Genomic DNA, 18830 nt, shown 5'->3' with positions numbered 1-18830 from the left:
TCAGCAACAGGGGGTAAGCTCGGCGATCAGCGGGGCGCACAGCTCCGCACTACCGGCGCAGCAATCCTTGACGAGGAACAGTGTGAGCGCGCGCAGGCCACCCAGATCTGCACGGTAGATGATTGAGCGGCTATGCCGTTCGGATCGTACCAGTCCGCCACGGGCCAGAATGGCGAGGTGTGCGGACATGGTGTTTTGCGGCACTTCGAGTTGGCGGGCAATTTCGCCCGCCGCCAAGCCATCCGGCTCGTGGCGCACCAACAGGCGAAACACGTCTAGACGTGTCCCTTGTGCGAGCGCACCGAGTGCTGAGATTGCCGATTCGTTTTCCATATATCCAGCATAGCGGATATCAATGGCAGTGAAAGTCTCGCCGTGACATTCGGTACGAACCGCTACCTGCGATGCAGGGCGATCATCAAAGCTGCGGAAGGACGAGATCGCTGGTCGTGATGACGTTCGGCTTCGTGCTGAGCCGTGTCACCAATATTTCGAGATTGCTCGGAACTGTTCCACTGCGGCCTTGGTCCCTTCGCCCTCTTCTGCGTGGACAAGGCAATGATCGATATGGTCGTTGATGAGCGCGCGCTTGGCGCTGGCGATAGCATTCTCGACCGCCTGAAGCTGCTGCGCGATGTCGACGCACGGGCGCTCCTCCTCGATCATGCTGACGATGCTCCGAAGGTGGCCGTTCGCACGGTTCAGCCGCTTGATGATGGCAGGATGACTGGAATGATCGCTGTGGGCCATGTCACCCCATGTAGGACATTCCTTGAACGATTGTCGAGTATCCCCCCAGGGGGATAGACTCAATCCCCCTGGGGGGATACAGAAGCCTGATCGCGGCACTCAGGCAAAGCTATCGTTTGGACGCTCTGAAACATCGGGAAGCATGATGACCTCGTTTGCAGACCTTATTCAGCAGGGCAGTACGAACCTGTGGTTGTTCATCCCGAGCGCGCTGCTGCTGGGCGCGTTGCATGGTTTGGAGCCCGGTCATTCCAAAACGATGATGGCCGCGTTCATTATCGCGGTGCGCGGCACGGTCGGCCAAGCCGTGTTGCTCGGTCTGTGCGCGGCCTTGTCGCATACTGCGATCGTTTGGGGGATTGCGCTCGGTGGACAGTATCTTGGCCGCGGCATCAACACCGAGACGACCGAGCCTTACCTGTTACTCGGCTCTGCGGTCATCGTACTTGGCATCGGCCTCTGGATGGTCTGGCGCACGCGCGCGGACCAGAAGGCGGAAGCGGCCCACGATCACCATCATCATCATGGCGAGGATGAGGTCCGCTCAATCGATACCGGCCACGGCATGATGCGTCTCGAAATCTTCGAGGACGGCGTACCGCCTCGCTGGCGCGCGCACTTCGGCAAGGGCGGTTGGAAGGCGGATGACGTGACCGTCACCACGACCCGCGACGAGGGACGGTCGCAGACCTTCCGCTTCGTCGATCGCGGCGACTTTATCGAGAGCGTTGAAGAGATCCCCGAGCCGCACGCCTTTGCAGCTCGGGTGTCGCTCGGACATGGCGGTCACAGCCACGACTATGATCTCACATTCGCCGAACACGATCACAACCATGGGGAGCCGATGGACGGTCTCAAGGTGGCGGGCGACGCTTGCGCAGTTCGGGGATCAGTCCTGCCGTGATTTGAACGACATAGGCAAAATCCTTGGTAGCGTGACGGAAGTGATATCCGTCGGCGCCGGTTTCTTCGGCCAGCCAGCCCAAATATTCGGCGACCTGGCCGTACGAACCGTAGATCGGCATGTCCTCGCGTGCGGCTTCCGCGTGGGCGAGTTCACGGATGGTCTTCGCATTCTGGCCGGTGGATTCCTGGATGATCTTGCCCTTCATGGCATTTAGTTCGAGATCGTTGGGCAGCGGCTTGTCCCAGTCGAACTTGCTGAGATCGATGCCGAGCAGATATGACAAGCGGGCAACGCCGTCCTCGATATTGGCCCGTGCCGCATTGTCTTGCATACGTTGTTTGGCTTCGGACTCGGTTTCTCCCATCCAGGGATGGATCGAGAAAAAGACCTTGCAGGCATGGGGATCCCGGCCGGCCTTGACTAGCGCGGCGCGAAGGTCGGTCGTCAGCTTCTTCATGTCTTCGATCGAGCTCTTATGCCCGATCGTCATTTCGCCATGTTCGGCGGTGAAGCGAATGCCGCGCTCCGAACTACCGGCGACGATGATGACAGGGCTGCCCTGTGGCATCGGCGGATGATTGAACGGGCCGCGCGACTTGAAATATTTTCCCTCAAAATCGACGCGATGTACCTTCGTGTGGTCGGCAAAGACCCGGTTTTCATAGTCGTTCAGCAGCGCCCCAGGTTCCCAACTCGCCCATAGCCGCTGGCACAGCTCGAAATGTTCGTCGGCAATGTCGTATCGCAAGTCGTGCGGCGGCAATTCCACGCCGAAATTTCGGCCGGCGGCTGCGTCATGGCTGGTCACGACATTCCATCCCACGCGACCGTTGCTGAGACTATCGAGCGTCGCAAGTTGCCGCGCCACGATGTAGGGTGGGTAGATCGTCGAAACGGTCGCGGTCAGGCCGATATGCTTGGTGACGGCCGCCACGTTGGCCAGCGTCAGCAGCGGGTCCATCTGCGTCCCGCCGATCCGCACGCCATATTCATAGCTGTTGTTGAAATTCTCGGGGATCGCCAGCGTATCGGCAAAGAACATCATGTCGATCTTAGCGCGCTCGGCCATTTTCGCGATATCACGATCCAGCGCCGGATCCCGCCAATCATATAGGCTGTTGTCGAACCAATTTTCCTGGGGGCCGGCGGCTCCGAATAGCGCCAAATGCAGCGGCTTGGGCATACGTCTCATCCTCTCCGGAATGGCTTTATCGACGCTGTCCGTCGCAGAGCTCCGCGTCGATGGCCACGCGAATTTTTGCGAAGCAATTTTGCACGGCTATGCGGCCTGCTCCGGGATGATTTGGGCGCCCGTCGTTTGTGCGACATCGGTTCGTATAAATTCCCCGCGTCGGCGACCGCTTGTCGTCTTATCCCCACGCTCGAAGAACGAATTGGGTAAGGAAACCGTCATGAAGCTTGCCACTCTTCGGGACGCAACGCGCGATGGCACCTTGATGGTGGTCGATCGCACCCTCACCAGAATGATCCGAGCGAGTCATATTGCGCCGACGATGCAAGCGGCGTTGGACAATTGGGATGCAATCGCGCCGCGCCTCGAACAATTATATGACGAAGTGGAACGCGGCGAGGCTGATGGAGCAGTCGCTTTCGACGCTAGCCTGTTGGCCGCTCCATTGCCTCGAGCATTCGGCTGGATCGACGGTACTTCATACCTTTCGCATATGGAGCGTGCTCGCGCCCTTCGCGGCGTGAGCCTGCCTGAAGACTTCTCGCAAGAACCGCTGATGGGCGAACGAGTATCGGTGTTTCTCGGCGGTCGCGATCCACTGCCGCTAATGGCGGGCGACGTCGGGATGGATATCGAAGGCGAGGTTGGGGTGATCCTCGACGACGTGCCGATCGGCGCCGATGAAGCGGAAGCGGCAAGACACATCCGGCTAATCACGATCATCAACGATATCAGTCTCCGAACGGTTCTGGCTGAGACGGCGAAGCGAGGCCGATCCGTGACGCTTTTCGCCAAGCCTTATCCGACGATGGCACCCGTTGCCGTCACGCCCGACGAACTGGGCCAGGCGTGGGACGGCCAGCTCCTGAAGCTACCGCTGGTATGCCACGTCAATGGGGTGCTGATTGGCGCACCCGATGGTGGTCGGGACGCGAGTTTCGGTTTTCCGCGCCTTGTGTCGTATTGCGCGACCTATAAGCCGTTGCCGGCCGGAACCGTACTGGCGGCGGGCACCCTGTCGAACTACGACGATGACATCGGGGGCGCCTGTATCGCCGAACGACGGCTCATCGAACAGCGACAAGGCGGGGCGCCGACCACGCGTTACTTGAGCGGTGGCGACCAAATCGACATCGATATGCTCGATCGATACGGCGCGTCCATTTTCGGCGCGATCCGACAGACTGTGGTCGCCGGCTAGTGCATCCAAGCGTCGATCGTAACGGCCGGTTATCGATGCAACGTGGCATCGCGCAGATACTCGTTGCCCCGCCATGCCGGGCTCCCAAAGTAACCCTGCACTGCCAAGGAAGTCGGTCGCAACGCGCAGGGATGGCGGCGGCCGGAGAGGATTGATGAATGCGGTATCAGCCGGACCTCGACAATCACGGACTGCCGCACGATCCGTATCTGGCGCTCGTCGCGCCGCGCCCGATCGGCTGGATCACGACGCTGACCAAGTCGGGCGTCGTCAATCTGGCACCCTACAGCTTCTTCAATATCGTCGGCCATCGGCCGTCGTATCTGATGTTCACGAGCGGTACGCGGCGACACAGTCAGGCCAATGCCGAAGAGCAAGGCGAATTCGTCGCCAACATGGCCACCTACGGTTTGCGCCAATATGTCAATTCGTCGTCCGCCTCGTTCGACGCCGAAGAGAGCGAGGCCGGTGCCATGGAGTTGGCGTTGGAGCCGTCCGTCCAAGTCGCGCCGCCTCGCGTAAAGCTCTCGCCCATCGCCATCGAATGCAAATATGAACGTACGATCGTCATGCCGGCCTATGAAGGCGTGGATTATAACAGTTCGATCGTCATCGGCCGAGTGGTCGAGGTGTATATCGACGACAGCGTCATCGTCGACGGCATGGTCGACGTCAAAAGGACCGACCCGCTGTGTCGGCTCGGGTATCTGGACTACGGTGCCGTGGGGCGGGTCTTCAGCCTGCCGCGCCCGACGCCGGAAGAAGTTTTAATGATCTTTGGATGAGGCGAGGGTGGGATGGGTGATGAGGGTGTTATGGTTGGCTCGGAGGTTGCGGCGCTTGCCGCGACGTTCGACCCAATACCGCTCGATGTTCTGACGGCGGAGGCCGAAGCGTTGACGCTGAAGGTCCATGGCCCGCTCGTTACCTATTCGCGCAAGGTCTTCATCCCCCTGACGAAGTTGTGCCGGGACGTTTGCCATTATTGCACGTTCGCTCACACGCCGCGAACGGTGGCATCCGCCTATCTGACGAAGGATGAGGTCATCGAGATCGCGCGGGCCGGCGAGGCGGCGGGGTGCAGAGAAGCGCTGTTCACCCTCGGCGACCAGCCGGAAGCGCGATACGCCGTGGCGCGAGACGCGCTCGCCGCATTGGGACACGCCACGACCCTGTCCTATCTGCAGGAAGTCGCGGCAGCGGTGCTGGCGGAGACCGGCCTGTTGCCGCATCTCAATCCCGGACTGATGGGGGATGCGGACTATGCCGTGCTCCGCCCCGTCGCCGCGTCCATGGGGCTGATGCTCGAAACGACCGCCGATCGTCTCTCCGAAAAGGGCGGCCCCCATTTCGGTTCGCCGGACAAGGCGCCGGCGCACCGCCTCGCCGCGATCGAGGCCGCCGGCGAAGCCCGCGTCCCCTTCACCACCGGTCTGTTGATCGGCATCGGTGAAACACGCGCCGAGCGCATCGCGGCGCTGATCGCGATCCGCGATCTGCATCGTCGCTATGGTCACATCCAGGAAGTCATCATCCAAAACTTTCGGGCCAAGCCCGGCACCAAGATGGTGGATCATCCGGAACCATCGCTCGACGAGCATGTGTGGACGATCGCCGTCGCGCGCCTAATTCTCGATCCCGCGATGACCATCCAGGCGCCCCCCAACCTCCATCAGCCCGAGGAACTGGGGATCTTGTTGCGTGCCGGCGTGAACGATTGGGGCGGCGTTTCGCCCGTCACGCCGGATCATGTAAATCCCGAATCCCCATGGCCGCATCTGGACGCATTGACGGAGGCAACGGCCAAGGCGGGGCGGCTGCTGCGGGAACGACTGGCGGTCGCTCCGGTCTTCGCGCGCGATCCGGAACGGTGGCTCGACCCCACGTTGGCGACCATCGTGCGCCGCCAAGTCGATGCTCGCGGCTTGCCGATCGTCGATCAATGGCATGCTGGCACCGGCGACAGCATACCGGCCATTACCGACGGCGGAGCGACGAAACGGACAAGCCAGCTGGACGATGTGATCGCCCGCGCGCGCGCCGGCGAGCGGCTTTCGATCCCCGATATCGTCTCGCTGTTCGAAGCGGACGGGCATGATGCAGGTATCGTCGCCGACGCGGCGGATGACGTGCGGCGCGCGGCGGTGGGCGATGATGTCACCTATGTCGTGAACCGGAACATCAATTACACAAATATCTGCCTGTACAAGTGCAGCTTCTGCGCATTCTCGAAGGGCAGCACCCGGGCCGAACGCGGCCCCGCTTATCGGTTGGATCTCGATGAAGTCGGACGGCGCGCAGCCGAAGCGGTCGAGCGCGGCGCCACCGAAGTTTGCCTGCAGGGCGGCATCCATCCGGCGTATGATGGTCACACGTATCTCGACGTCCTCCGCGCCGTCCGCGAGGCTGCGCCATCGATCCACATCCACGCTTTCTCCCCATTGGAGGTGACTCACGGCGCGACCACCCTGAGTCTGCCGCTGGAGGATTATCTCGGCCAGCTTCGCCGCGCCGGGCTGTCGACGTTGCCGGGGACGGCAGCGGAGATACTCGACGATGAAATCCGGGCGATCATCTGTCCCGACAAGGTGAGCGCGAGCGAATGGCTCGAGGTCATGCGCACCGCGCATCGCGTTGGACTTAGGTCGACGGCGACCATCATGTTCGGTCACGTCGATGGCTATGTGAATTGGGCGCGCCATTTGCTGGCGATCCGGGATCTGCAGGAAGATACTGGCGGATTTACCGAATTCGTCCCGCTACCGTTCGTACACATGGAGGCGCCGATGTGGCGCAAGGGCCAGGCGCGGGCGGGGCCGAGCTTTCGCGAGGCGCTGCTAATGCATTCGGTGGCGCGTCTGGTGCTCCACCCGCTGATATCGAACATCCAGGCCAGCTGGGTAAAGCTTGGTCACGACGGGGCCGTCGCGGCCTTGCGGGCGGGTGCCAACGATTTGGGCGGCACGTTGATGGATGAATCGATCACGCGTGCTGCGGGCGGCCGGAACGGACAATTGTGCGATCCGGCGCAGATGGCGCAGCTCGCGGCGCAGGCCGGCGGCGTGGCCCGTCAGCGGACGACATTGTACCGATCCGTCGCGCCGGGCTCGGTCGCGCCAGCTGGAGCATGACATGAACGATAATGCGACGATCGCCGTCATCGGCGGTACCGGCAAGCTCGGCGCGGCCCTGGCGCGGCGGCTGGCCAAGTCGGGACGACGAGTCATCATCGGTTCGCGATCGGCGGAGAGTGCCGAACAGACTGCGCGCGAGCTGGGGTTCGGGCTGACCGGCCTGAACAACGCCGACGCCGCGTCGGCGGCGGACGTGATTATCGTCGCTGTGCCGTTCGGTGCGCAAGAGGCGACCCTGGCGGATATCGCACCATTCTGTTCCCGCAAGATCGTTGTCGACACCACGGTTCCGCTGGTGCCGCCCAAGGTCATGCGCGTGCAATTGCCCACAGAAGGCAGCGCCGCGGTCCGGGCACAATCCTTCCTGGGCGAGGATGTGACCCTGGTATCGGCGTTCCACAGCGTTGCCGCTCATAAGCTCATCACCGATCAAATCGTCGATTGCGATGTCCTGGTCTTCGGTGACGATAAGGACGCGCGTGCCGTGGTGGTCGAGCTTGCCGATGCCGTCGGCCTGCGCGGCTTGCATGGCGGAGCCCTGGCCAATTCCGCCGCCGCGGAAGCGCTGACGTCGGTGCTGATCTTCATGAACAAGACCTATAGCGTGGATGGGGCAGGGATCAGGATCACCGGCAACCTGATCGCTCCCGGCAGCTGACACCGTCGCGCTATATGATCGAGATACATCCATTGGCGTCGATCGGCGAAGTCCATTCGGGGGACGATCTAGCCGCCATGTTGGACGCGGCGCTCGCGGCGTTCGACGATCGACCTGGCGACGTGTTGGTCGTCACGCAAAAGATCGTTTCCAAGGCGGAGGGGCGGTTTGTCGACTTGGCTGCCGTCACGCCGGGCCCGGAGGCGCTGCGGATCGCCGACATCACCCGCAAAGACGCCCGCCTGGTCGAGACGGTGCTGGCCGAATCAACGGCCGTCGTGCGTGCGGCGCCGCATGTCCTGATAACGCGCCATCGCAAGGGGTACGTGATGGCGAACGCGGGCATCGACCGGTCCAATCTGGGGAGCGGCAGCGCCGATCGGGTGTTGCTGTTGCCCGAGGACGCGGATGAGTCGGCCGATCGCCTGCGGGGGGAGCTCGCCACGCGGTTCGCTCGACAGCCCGCCATTGTGATCTCGGACAGCTTCGGACGGCCGTGGCGACACGGCGTCGTATGCGTCGCGATCGGCGTCAGCGGCTTGCCGTCGTTGGTCGACAAGCGCGGCGAGCACGATCGCGACGGTCGCCTTCTGGAAGTGACCCAGATCGCAATGGGCGACATGATCGCAACTGCGGCAGGGCTGGCAACGGGCGAGGGGGCCGAAGGCATTCCGGCCGCTCTTGTCCGGGGACTGCCTCCGCCGGGTCGATCGTCGCCGGCGTCGGCACTGGTACGGCCGATCGAAGAGGATTTGTTCCGATGAGCGAACAAGTCGTCGTTTTGACGGGCGGGGTAGGGGGCGCCAAGCTCGTTCTGGGCTTGACACAAGTCATGCCACCCGCGGCGATCACGGCGATCGTGAATACGGGCGACGACTTTCGGCATCTGGGTCTTGCCGTGTCGCCGGACATCGACACGTTGCTCTACACGCTGGCGGGCAAGGCTAATCGCGAACAAGGCTGGGGACGCGAGGGCGAGACGTGGGCGTTCATGCATGCCGTCCGGTCGCTTGGGGGCGAAGACTGGTTCCAGCTGGGCGATGGCGACCTGGCGCTACATGTCCTGCGCACCGCCCGTTTGGCACAGGGCGACAGTTTGTCGCGGATCACCGCCGACTTCGCGCGCGCATGGGGCGTGGACGTCGGTATTCTGCCGATGAGCGATGATCGTGTCTCGACCCATCTGCAGACCGACGAAGGCGAACTGCCTTTCCAGAACTATTTCGTGCAGCGGCGGTGCGAGCCTGTCGTCAGCGCCGTCACGTTTCAGGGCGCGGCAGATGCAGCACCCACGCCGGCAGTGCTCGATGCGATCGGCGATCCGGATGTTCGTGCAATCATCGTTGCGCCGTCCAACCCGTATCTCAGCATCGACCCGATCCTTGCCGTACCGGGCATCCGCGTCGCTTTGCGCGCAGCGACCGCGCCCGTCATTGCCGTCTCGCCGATTATCGCCGGGCAGGCCGTGAAGGGGCCCACGGCGAAGCTGATGGCAGAGCTCGGAATAGCGGCGACGCCGGCGAGTATAGCCGAACATTACGCCGGTATGATCGATGGCCTGCTGATCGACGAGCAGGACGACGCCGTTACCTTGGCCGTACCGACCCGTTCGGCGGACACGTTGATGGTCACGCTCGCCGACCGGTCGCGCGTGGCGTCCGAAGCGTTGGCGCTCGCCGATCAGGTGCGCGGATGACGTGGACGGCGGTCATCCCGCTGAAGGGGCATGGCGAGCGCAAGACGCGGTTGGCCGAACACCTGCGGGTCGATGAGCGCCGCCAACTTACCGACGCGATGTTCGCTCATGTGCATCGCGTCCTGCAGTCGTGCCGTGAGATCGCGGAAATCATCCTGTTATCCGACGTTCAGCCAGACGGATGGACCGACGGCTTTCGACATGACGCGGGGCAAGGCCTGAACGTCGAACTCAATGCACTGGCGACGACGATCGTGCCCGCGCCGATGCTCGTCGTCCACGCCGACCTGCCGCTTATGTCGGTCGACGATTTGGCGGCGCTGTTCGCCGCCGCGGCGAGTGGCATCGCCATTGCGCCTGACCGGCATCGAACCGGGACCAATGCGATCGCGCTTGCCATGTCCGGCGGATTTAACTTCGGCTTCGGCGCCAACAGCTTCGGGCGTCATTTGACGGCTGCCGGTCCTGGCGCGCGCGTCGTCAACCGGCGCGGTTTGGCGATGGATGTCGATACGCCCGACGATTACGAAATTTATTCGAGGATCGGCGCGATGCGCGTGGCGGAGGAGTGGTCTTCGCCTAAGCGTCGACCGATGTTCCAAGCGCAGCGTTGACCAGTCCGCCGTCGACCACCAGCGTGTCGCCTACGACATAGTCCGACGCGCGGCTCGCGAGGAAGATCGCGGCGCCCGCCATGTCCTCGTCGGTGCCGATCCGGCGCATCGGGATGCGCCGCGCGACCTCGTCGCCATGGTCGCGCGCGGCCTTGTTCATCTCGCTGGCGAACGCGCCAGGAGCAAGCGAGGTGACGATAATGCCGTCCTGGATCAGTCGCGCCGCCATTCGCTTGGTCAGGTAGATCAGCGCCGATTTGGAGGCGTGATAGCTGTAGGTTTCCCACGGGTTGAGCCGCAGCCCGTCGATCGACGTGATGTTGATGACCTTCGACGGCCGGTCATGGCTCGCCTTCGCCTTCAGCATGCCGTGCAGCGCTTGCGTGAGGAAGAACGGCGACTTGACGTTAAGGTCCATCACCTTGTCCCAGCCGCTTTCCGGGAATTCCTCGAACGGCACGCCCCAGGCGGCACCGGCGTTGTTGACCAGGATGTCGAGGTGATCCTCATGTTCCGCCATTTTGGCAGCCAGCGCCTTGCAGCCATCGACCGTGGACACGTCCATCGGGATCGGGATGCAGTTCGGCCCGAGTTCCGCCGCGGTCTCCTCGCATGCCGGTGCCTTGCGCGACGAGATGTACACCTTGGCCCCTTGCGCGATGTACCCCGCCGCGATCATCTTGCCGATCCCGCGCGACCCGCCGGTGATCAGCGCGACGCGCCCTCCAAGGCTGAAGAACTTGCTCGTGTCCATGTTGCTCAATTCCTCTGTGCGGATGTCACGAACGTTGCGTCGCGCGAGGCTGATCGTCAATCGGTTCGGCAAACGAAATGGGCGCGGGTCCGCGGCGCAACGGCCAGCCCAAGCGGCGTTGGCCGGTCTGGCGAGACGCATCGAAGGGCGGTGCCGTCAGCAGCAGGATGACCGGAATGAAGGTGGCCGCCGCGCACAGCCAAAGCGTGGGACGATAGCCGCCGAGTTGCTCCGCGCCCAATGCGATGAGCACCGGGCTCAACCCGTTGGCCAACAGATAGACGCTGAACAGGACGCCATAGCGCTTTGCATAGCCATGCAGGCCGAAATAGCGGGCGTTGAGATAGCCGATCAGGTCGCCCTCGACGCCCATCGAGAATCCGATGGCGAACGCGAAAAAGGGGGCGGCAGGCATGCCGACGACGCTGAACGATGCGATGCCAGCGACGGTGACGAGCACGATGCAGGCCGCGATACGTGGCGCGAAGAAGGTGTCGACAGTCGACCCTAAGACGATCCGGCCGCTGATCATGGCCAGACCGAAGATGCCTTGAACACTTGCCGCGCCGACCGGAGACATTCCGCCGTCGGTCAGCATCGGGATGAGGTGAAAGGTGAAGCCGGTAACGCCGAGCGCCATGAAGAAGAAAATCAGTGACAGCCTGACAAAACGAGTGTCGCGGAACATGGCGACTACGGAAACCGGAACGTCGCCGGCGACGGGCGTCGCCGCTGAGTCCTTCGCGGTTCGGCGGTCTTGGCCCAGCAGAAGCCATACGACTGGAATGGCGGCGAGCACCACGAGCGCCATATAGACAAGGGCGGCTCGCCATCCGTGGCTGCCGATGACGTGCGCCAGGACCGGGGGCGCCACCGCGCCCATCAGTCCCGATCCCATCGCCGCGGCGCCCAGGGCCATCCCCCGGGCCGCGTCGAACCGCTCGTTGATGAGCCGCGAGAAGCACAGGCTGGTTGAAAACAGGCCCGTAGTGCACATCAGTATATTGATGGCGATATATTCGGGAAAATAGCCCGACATCCTCGACTGCAGGAAAAACCCCAGCGCCAGACCCAGCAGGCCGATGACGGCGATTCTCCTGACGCCGAACCGATCGACGATCGCACCTGCGACCGGAGAGAAGGGGATGACCGTCAGCACGTTGATCAAACTGACGGTCGCCATTTGGCTGCGCGACCAGCCGAAATCCTTTTGAAAGGCCGTGACGAATGCGCCGTTGATATACAATAGGATGGAGGCGCCGAACGCGAGACCGATCGCGCAGCCCAACAGCGGCCGCCAATTCTGCCGGAACTCGACGGTCATCGCTGCTTGCTTCGCTCGTTCCATCGCATCCTCCGCAACTGGCCCCGTCGTGACGCGGGTTCTCCGGAAAGCAGCGTGACATCGCGTGATATCGCGGGCCACGATCAAATTCGCGAACGCCGATGGCAGGGAAGCATGATGGCCGCGGCGCACCGATGTCCGTTCTGGATCGCCATTTGTGCGATCAACCATCGCGAATTTTCGCGTTGGTCGGACATGCCCGGCTATCTACGCTCGAGGACAAGAATGCGGAAACGGCCACGATGCCGTGGTCGAACGAACAGCGCGAGAGGGCGGCGGCATGAGATATTTGGGAATTCTATCCGTCGCCGTCTTTGTCGTCGCACTGGCCAGCGGTGGGAAGGGGGCGAGCACACCGACTCCAGCGGTCGATGTCGGCAGAAAGGCCTATGCCGACAATTGCGCGGCCTGCCACGGCGACAGCATGGGGGGTCGCTTCGCGCCGCCGCTGAAGGGATCGGCCTTCGTCGCGAAATGGGGCAAAAAGCCTGTGGACGCGCTGGCCGACTATATCCGCAAGTCGATGCCGCCCGCCAATCCGGGAAAGCTCTCGCCGGCAACCTATACCGCGCTCGCGCGCCTGCTGCGATCGGCCAACGGGCTGGCGAGCGCGTCGGGGCCGGATAAAGCCGTGGCCGCAGGCGAAACGGCAGCCACCAAGCCGGAAGGGCGCGCGCTCTCGGTAAGCGGCCTTGTCGATGACCCCTTCGTCAAGGCGCACGACGAGCGCATGCGCGCCTTGGCGGCCAGGCTGCGTCCAGTGTCGGATGACATGTTGAGCCGCCCAGCCGATGCGGACTGGCCGACATGGCGCCGGTCCCGATCCCTCAACGGGTTCACGCCGCTGTCGCAGATCGACAAGGGCAACGTGGCAAAGCTCGGCGTAGCATGGTCGCTGAGTCTGAAACCCGGCACCAACGGGTTCGAGCCCCTCGCGCAGGACGGAATCCTGTTCGTCAATGCGGGTGGCGAGATACAAGCGCTCGATGGCACGAGCGGCGACGTCGTTTGGGAGTACAGCCTGCCGATCGCGCAGGCGGCGATACCGCTGACGCAGTCGCGGGGCATGACCCTTTACAAGGGCAATTTGTATATCCCGACGTTGGACGCCCATATGCTGGCGCTCGATGCCAGAACTGGCAAGCTCTTGTGGGATCACGCCATAAAGAAGACCGCCGGCCAATCATTTATCCTTACGGGGGCTCCGACCGCCGTCAACGGCAAGATTATCCAAGGCGTGTCCGGCTGTTTCGGGCAAAGCAATCCTGGTGGTTGCTTCATCGTCGGGTTGGATGCCGGCGACGGGCGCGAACTATGGCGGTTCAACACCATCGCGCGCCCGGGCGATTCTGGCGGCAGCAGCTGGAACGGCGCACCGTTGGCAGGCCGCTTTGGAGGTTCGGTCTGGTCGGGGGGCAGTTACGACCCCGATTTGAACTTGGTCTATTTCGGCGTCGGCCAGACCTATAAGATCACGACCCTGCTCAACCTCAACCCGGCGGCCGCCGGCAGCACGCGTGATGCACTTTATACCGACAGCACATTGGCCTTGAACCCAGATACCGGGGCGCTGGTCTGGCATTACCAGCACTTGGCGGGCGACGTCTGGGATTTCGATTGGTCGTTCGAGAGAGCGTTAATCACGATGGCCGGTCCGGCTGGGCCGCGAAAAGTGATCGTGACTGCCGGGAAAATCGGCATCGTCGATGCACTAGACGCTCGCACCGGCGATTACCTGTGGTCTGCCGATCTCGGCGTTCAATCATTGATCACGGCGATTGACGCTAAAACGGGCCGGAAAACAACCGATCAGAAGCTTATTCCCGTGAAGGGCGAAATGCGCACGGTGTGCCCCAGCGCTTTGGGCGGCCGGAACTGGTTAGCGAGTGCCGTGGATCCGCAACGACGCCTAGTGTTCTATCCGTTGCTGGAAGCGTGCATGGATATCGGGCTTGAGAGTTCGGAAACTCTCGGCGACTTCAAGCTGGTAACGCGACCGAGGCCGGACTCCGACGGCAAGTTCGGTCGCGTTCTTGCGCTCGATCTGGAATCGCACAAGTTCAAATGGGTCGACCGCATGCGTGCTGCCCCCGCCAGCGCGATGCTCGCCACGTCGGGAGGGGTTGTCTTCGAGGGTAGTCGCGATCGGTGGTTTCGGGCGCGAGCCCAAGATACCGGGGACGTCCTGTGGAAGACGCGGCTCGACGACGGCCCCAATGGATTTCCCATCAGTTATGCTGCGGAGGGTCGACAGTATGTCGCTGTCGTTACAGGCGGCAACACACCATTCGATCTTGGTATTCGCGGACTGACGCCGGAGATTAGGAGCAGCCCGGGTAGCCGAACCTTGTGGGTGTTCGCGTTACCGAAGGTGGCATCAAAATGAACGCTCCGTTGGACGACGCGGCGCTCGATATGCTGTTCAGGACAGCGCGAAGTTACAATGGCTATTTAAACAAGCCGATAGACGAAGAAACGTGCCACGCCATCTGGGATCTGATGAAATGGGGCCCCACCTCAGCAAATCAGCTTCCTGCTCGCTTAGTTTGGTGTTTGTCAGATGCAGCGAAGCGCAAACTCGCCGCCTGCGTCAGCGCCCAAAACGAGCCGAAAATACTGTCGGCACCTGCGACCGTAATTCTAGCCACGGACAATCATTTTCACAACCATCTACCAAGCCTTTTCCCGCATAATCAGACTGCGAAGAGTTGGTTCGAACACGATGCTGCTTTGCGCGAAACGTCGGCCTTCCGTAACGGGACGCTTCAGGGGGCGTATTTGATCATTGCGGCTCGTGCGCTCGGCTTAGACACGGGACCGATGTCCGGATTTGACAATGCCAAGGTCGATGAGGCTTTCTTCGTAGGCAGTCCGCACATAAGGACAAATTTCATCTTGACGCTCGGATACGGCGATCCAAGCAGCATTTTTGAGCGCTTGCCGCGTCCAAAATTTAGGACGTTCAATAGGATTTGGTAAATTATTGCGATTGGGTCGCAAATGTGCGCGCTTAAGGGAGTAGGTCGGTTCGATCGCGGCAGCACCTAGCTTGTCGATGCATCTTCTTTATGATCGACTAAACCCAGGTTCATTGATCGACTGACGAAAGCCACGGCTACACCTTGCGGCTGTTCGTGACGGAGGGCCTGGATGAATTGCGTGCCTGACGCCTGATCCTCGATCAGGATCGTCTTGGATTCGTACTGGCGTGAGAGCCGGATAGGGCGCGCACCGGCAAAACCGCGCAAATCCGCGGGGCTCGAGATCGTGGTGGGCCACTATTCGACCTCTATTTGTGATTCCACCTTCTTATTCCCCTGCAAAAAAGGGGCAAGCGACCAGAGCGTGGTTCGGCGCCGACTGCGCGCACAGCCAGCCAGTCCGTCACGCGCACCTGTCACAGTGGCCATCATCCTCGGAGCGGCGCAGTTTGGTGGGTTTTGCACGGTCTGTGTAAATTTCGGAGAAAGTAAAGCGGATAGAGTATGGCCAACAAAAGGGGGCCTTCGCTGTGGCCCTTTGCTGAGTTTACACGGCGCCGCGTGGAGGGTTCAGCGGAGCATGTGCTGGTGATCGCTCCAAGAGTGCGTAAGCGGCTGCGCGGTTAGGGATTGCGCTGATATTTTTGCTGGCGGGCCGACTGATGGGTGACAGCGTTTCGCTTCTGGCGCCTCACGCCAAGGGCGACTTGCTGGATTGTGGCCTTTCCTGCCGCGACTTTAGCGCAAGAAGAAAGTGAGCACGACGAACCCCAGAATCATAAGCAGGGTCGTGACCCCATAGGCGTGGATAGCCCAAGCCTCGCGCGACACACTTTGCGACAGTTCCTCGATGAGATCGGCATGATGGTCACGAATATCGGCGAGCGCCTGGCGCCGGATATGGTCGATGAGCCGATCCAGTCCGGATTTGCCGTCCTGCAGCTCCACCGCACGACCGAGTACGCCTTCAACGCGAACCAGATCCTGGCTGGCGGCGAGGATCGCGGCGCAAAGATTTTCGGTTTGAAGCGCCACCGCGCTCATCCGATCCGCAGCGATGTTGAGCTTCGCAATGCTGCGAGTGGCGGCCTGCTCCATGTAAGTGGCAAGCCGTAGCGCGAGCGCGCGGAGTTCCTTGCCGGCCTCGCGCGAATTATCCACCACCTCGTCGGACGCGGCGATGGCCTGCAGGATATAGCCCACGAGATTTTCGTTGCCCTTGAGGATCGCGGTCAACAGGAACACCGCATCATCGTCGGCGAGCCGACGCTCGTGCGCGAAGCGCAGGATCGCCTCGACCTCGTCGCTGTGACCGTAATAGAAGCGCTCGAGGAGCTTGCGGGCGGAGACGGGCGGCATTGCCCCCCCGTTGTCTTCGGTGGTCATCAATATGCCTTGCACTCGACGTCTTCCATGCCGAGCGTGTCGGCGATGGAGCGCAACTGATCCATCCAGCTGTTGAGCCAGTTGCGGACGTTTGCGGCGTCATAGATTTTCCACGGTGCCTGCCGGTAGGTGACGGCGTCACCATAGGTGAGGCTCATCGCCTCGGCGACCGCGTTGGCGCCCGCCGCGAGCGCGGGTGCAACGATCAGCCGGCCGCCGGCCTCCTCGAACAGCTTGCGCGTGCGGCCACCGACATTGCGCCCATAGCGATCGGAGAACCCGTGGGTGTCCCACAGCCGATAGTCGGCTTCCTCGACCCCGACCGAGCTTCTGACGGCCACGTACGTCGCGTCGGGGCCGAACGTCTGGATAGCGTCCGCGACACCGCGGATCGAGGCCATGTTGGGCCCGAACGGCACGAGGATGACAGCGGTGCGATCGTTCTCGACGCAGTGACGAACTAAATCGCGGCCGGTCAAGTTCACACTTAGCCGCGAGGACTGTGTGAGCCCGCCGGCAGGGGTGTCGACCACGACCGCCCGCGCGTCCGATTCGATTGCATCGAAGATCGGCGCCGCGCCATCGCGGGCGAACAAATCCGCCTGACCAACGCCGGTCAACGGATCCTGGTCGCGCAACAGCGCGCCGCCATCGTCCCGCTGTCCCAGCCGCTGGGTGAACGTGCGGCTAAACCCGTCGGCATCGATCGCCAGCACGCCGAATGCATCGCGCCCCGTTGCGCGCAATACAGTCGTCATTCCAAGCAGTGCGGTCGACAGGCCCGCGCCACCTTTATCCTTGCTGCCGTAGAGCGCGATACGCTTGTACTTCGTCATCATAATTCTCCTCATTGATGATCAGACCTGGTCGTCGAAATTCACGGTTCTGCTGAAGCTCGCACAGTCCGTCGGGCTCGCCGCGCTGCTTTCGCTGGGGGGCGTTGCGGGACCACTGTCAGCATCAGCTGCACCAACTGGCTTCGCTGACGCCGCGTGCGATTGTGGCGACGCGGGCGATCGCGGAGGTACCGATGGGGCGATCGTCGGTCGCGGCGCAGGCGCGGGTGTGGGCAAAGTGTCGCTTTGCGCCGCGCGTTCCTCCTTCAGTCTGCCGCGATATACCCGCAGCGTGTCGGCGCTGATCTCGACCCCCATCTCGCGGAGTTGCGTGACCAGCATCGGGTCGGTCCAACCGCGAGCGTGACGATCGAGGATGAGATCGCCGAGCAGCCGGATGGCGCCCATCGTGGTAAGCAGGTTCGCTGGCGGCGTCTCGGCGTCGCGGCGTTGCTGCTCGGCCAGCGCCTGGTGCAGCGTGGCGCGGTCGATCTGCCGGCGCTTGCCGACATTCGCGGGCGGGCGAGGGGGTGGGTTAGGGTTCATTCCCACGTTTTATGTCGAGACAATCCAATTTGTAGAAAGATGTCCCATTTTGTTGTTGAAGTATGTTATACCGCTGTCATGCCGTGTCCGAAGACGCCGTTCCCCCGCGAAGCCCTGCCCGCCAAATTCGGCGAGTTCGTCATGGCGGCGCGGGAAAAGCGTAAATGGTCGCGAAGTCGCCTGGCCGCCAAAGCTGGCGTCAACCGCAAGACGATTGCCAGGCTAGAGAGCAAGAAGACGACGGCCAGCTTGCAACTTGTGCGGGCGCTGATGCGTGACGAGGTGCTGGGACCAGACCTACCATCGATCAAAGGCTGGGAACTCGACGAACCAGATCGCTGGCAGCGCGGCCCCCGCGCTCGCGCCGCGCGACTCGCATCGGATCAGACGCTAGCAGAAGTTGTGAGCAAAGCGGGGGGCAGCATCGCGTCGCTATCATCGTTCGAGCGCGGATTGCTGGCGCCGTTCGCCTTTGTCGGCCGCCGTTTCGAGGATGATGACGGTGGCGGTGTTAGCGAGCCGTACGCCAAGGCATTGGGCTTTGACGACGCTGCCGATATGGCAGCCTATCTCAAAGCGGATGACCCCCTCACGTGGCTAGGTCGCATCGCCAGGAAGTATCGCAGTCCGCTGCCCGCAGCGGCGTTGCTGCCAGTGCCGCGCATTCCAGTTTTTGACGATACCGCTGAGCTTCCGCCGTTCCCATTAGATAGGTTTTGGTAGCGCCGCGCTGCAATATGCTTCGTGGCGTTACGTTGCGTTATGTCACGTCAGGTGGTGTCGTGTGATGCCTCTCCTTGTTTCGGACAGCGGAAAATTTGACACAGGAT

General features: G+C 62.3%; 18 protein-coding genes. 11 read left to right on the top strand and 7 right to left on the bottom strand.

Annotated features, from left to right (window positions below; all coding sequences use genetic code 11):
• Positions 1-333, bottom strand: a complete 333-nt coding sequence (locus FFS35_RS12930) for a metalloregulator ArsR/SmtB family transcription factor (protein WP_137787510.1) — start codon at positions 331-333, stop codon at positions 1-3.
• Positions 334-480: 147 nt separating this feature from the next.
• Positions 481-750: a metal-sensing transcriptional repressor gene (locus tag FFS35_RS12925; RefSeq protein WP_010165246.1), complete on the bottom strand. Its 270-nt coding sequence runs from the start codon at positions 748-750 to the stop codon at positions 481-483.
• Positions 751-895: 145 nt separating this feature from the next.
• Between FFS35_RS12925 and FFS35_RS12920 the strand changes: the two genes are divergently transcribed.
• Positions 896-1654: a hypothetical protein gene (locus FFS35_RS12920; protein WP_283214572.1), complete on the top strand. Its 759-nt coding sequence runs from the start codon at positions 896-898 to the stop codon at positions 1652-1654.
• On the opposite strand, the gene FFS35_RS12915 is transcribed toward FFS35_RS12920, so the two are convergent.
• On the bottom strand, positions 1605-2840 hold the full coding sequence (locus FFS35_RS12915) for an NtaA/DmoA family FMN-dependent monooxygenase (RefSeq protein WP_171007624.1): 1236 nt from the start codon (positions 2838-2840) through the stop codon (positions 1605-1607). The genes FFS35_RS12920 and FFS35_RS12915 overlap by 50 nt on opposite strands.
• On the opposite strand from FFS35_RS12915, the gene FFS35_RS12910 reads away from it, so the two are divergent.
• The 7 genes from FFS35_RS12910 to cofC all read left to right on the top strand — a co-directional run bounded on the left by FFS35_RS12910 (position 2833) and on the right by cofC (position 10152).
• The gene (locus FFS35_RS12910; RefSeq protein ID WP_171007623.1) at positions 2833-4050 is read left to right on the top strand and encodes a fumarylacetoacetate hydrolase family protein; all 1218 of its coding nucleotides are present in this window, start codon (positions 2833-2835) and stop codon (positions 4048-4050) included. The two genes, FFS35_RS12915 and FFS35_RS12910, sit on opposite strands and share 8 nt — an antisense overlap.
• Positions 4051-4208: 158 nt before the next feature.
• The gene (locus FFS35_RS12905) at positions 4209-4835 is read left to right on the top strand and encodes a flavin reductase family protein (protein WP_137787507.1); all 627 of its coding nucleotides are present in this window, start codon (positions 4209-4211) and stop codon (positions 4833-4835) included.
• 30 nt (positions 4836-4865) lie between these two features.
• Positions 4866-7181: a 5-amino-6-(D-ribitylamino)uracil--L-tyrosine 4-hydroxyphenyl transferase CofH gene (cofH, locus tag FFS35_RS12900; RefSeq protein WP_249341615.1), complete on the top strand. Its 2316-nt coding sequence runs from the start codon at positions 4866-4868 to the stop codon at positions 7179-7181.
• Between the two features lies 1 nt (position 7182).
• Positions 7183-7842: an NADPH-dependent F420 reductase gene (npdG, locus tag FFS35_RS12895; protein ID WP_137787505.1), complete on the top strand. Its 660-nt coding sequence runs from the start codon at positions 7183-7185 to the stop codon at positions 7840-7842.
• A 32-nt stretch (positions 7843-7874) separates the two neighbouring features.
• Positions 7875-8606, top strand: a complete 732-nt coding sequence (cofE, locus tag FFS35_RS12890; RefSeq protein WP_349290326.1) for a coenzyme F420-0:L-glutamate ligase — start codon at positions 7875-7877, stop codon at positions 8604-8606.
• Positions 8603-9538: a 2-phospho-L-lactate transferase gene (cofD, locus tag FFS35_RS12885; protein ID WP_137787503.1), complete on the top strand. Its 936-nt coding sequence runs from the start codon at positions 8603-8605 to the stop codon at positions 9536-9538. Before cofE ends, cofD begins: the two co-directional genes overlap by 4 nt.
• Complete coding sequence (gene cofC / locus FFS35_RS12880) at positions 9535-10152, top strand: 2-phospho-L-lactate guanylyltransferase (RefSeq protein WP_137787502.1); 618 nt, start codon at positions 9535-9537, stop codon at positions 10150-10152. The genes cofD and cofC overlap by 4 nt, the downstream gene beginning before the upstream one ends.
• Here cofC and FFS35_RS12875 read toward each other — a convergent pair.
• Together FFS35_RS12875 and FFS35_RS12870 are read right to left on the bottom strand one after the other, a co-directional pair.
• Positions 10118-10906, bottom strand: a complete 789-nt coding sequence (locus FFS35_RS12875) for an SDR family oxidoreductase (protein ID WP_137787501.1) — start codon at positions 10904-10906, stop codon at positions 10118-10120. The two genes, cofC and FFS35_RS12875, sit on opposite strands and share 35 nt — an antisense overlap.
• 25 nt (positions 10907-10931) lie before the next feature.
• Positions 10932-12230, bottom strand: coding sequence for an MFS transporter (locus FFS35_RS12870; protein WP_171007622.1), 1299 nt, complete (start codon positions 12228-12230; stop codon positions 10932-10934).
• A 301-nt stretch (positions 12231-12531) separates the two neighbouring features.
• On the opposite strand from FFS35_RS12870, the gene FFS35_RS12865 reads away from it, so the two are divergent.
• The gene (locus FFS35_RS12865) at positions 12532-14637 is read left to right on the top strand and encodes a PQQ-binding-like beta-propeller repeat protein (RefSeq protein WP_137787499.1); all 2106 of its coding nucleotides are present in this window, start codon (positions 12532-12534) and stop codon (positions 14635-14637) included.
• On the top strand, positions 14634-15230 hold the full coding sequence (locus FFS35_RS12860; RefSeq protein ID WP_137787498.1) for a malonic semialdehyde reductase: 597 nt from the start codon (positions 14634-14636) through the stop codon (positions 15228-15230). Before FFS35_RS12865 ends, FFS35_RS12860 begins: the two co-directional genes overlap by 4 nt.
• 740 nt (positions 15231-15970) lie before the next feature.
• Here the strand turns inward: FFS35_RS12860 and FFS35_RS12855 are convergent.
• Complete coding sequence (locus FFS35_RS12855; protein ID WP_137787497.1) at positions 15971-16618, bottom strand: hypothetical protein; 648 nt, start codon at positions 16616-16618, stop codon at positions 15971-15973.
• A complete protein-coding gene (locus FFS35_RS12850) occupies positions 16618-17454 on the bottom strand; it encodes a hypothetical protein (RefSeq protein ID WP_137787496.1) in 837 nt (278 codons plus the stop codon). The genes FFS35_RS12855 and FFS35_RS12850 overlap by 1 nt, the downstream gene beginning before the upstream one ends.
• A gap of 246 nt (positions 17455-17700) precedes the next feature.
• Here FFS35_RS12850 and FFS35_RS12845 point away from each other — a divergent pair, with 246 nt between their 5' ends.
• The gene (locus FFS35_RS12845; protein ID WP_137787495.1) at positions 17701-18723 is read left to right on the top strand and encodes a helix-turn-helix transcriptional regulator; all 1023 of its coding nucleotides are present in this window, start codon (positions 17701-17703) and stop codon (positions 18721-18723) included.
• The last annotated feature ends 107 nt before the right edge of the window (positions 18724-18830 follow it).

This window comes from Sphingomonas sp. 3P27F8 (genome assembly GCF_005502745.1).
Lineage (GTDB): Bacteria > Pseudomonadota > Alphaproteobacteria > Sphingomonadales > Sphingomonadaceae > Sphingomonas.
The sequence above is the reverse complement of the archived record's forward strand: the minus strand, read 5'-3'. Positions and strand labels throughout refer to the sequence as shown.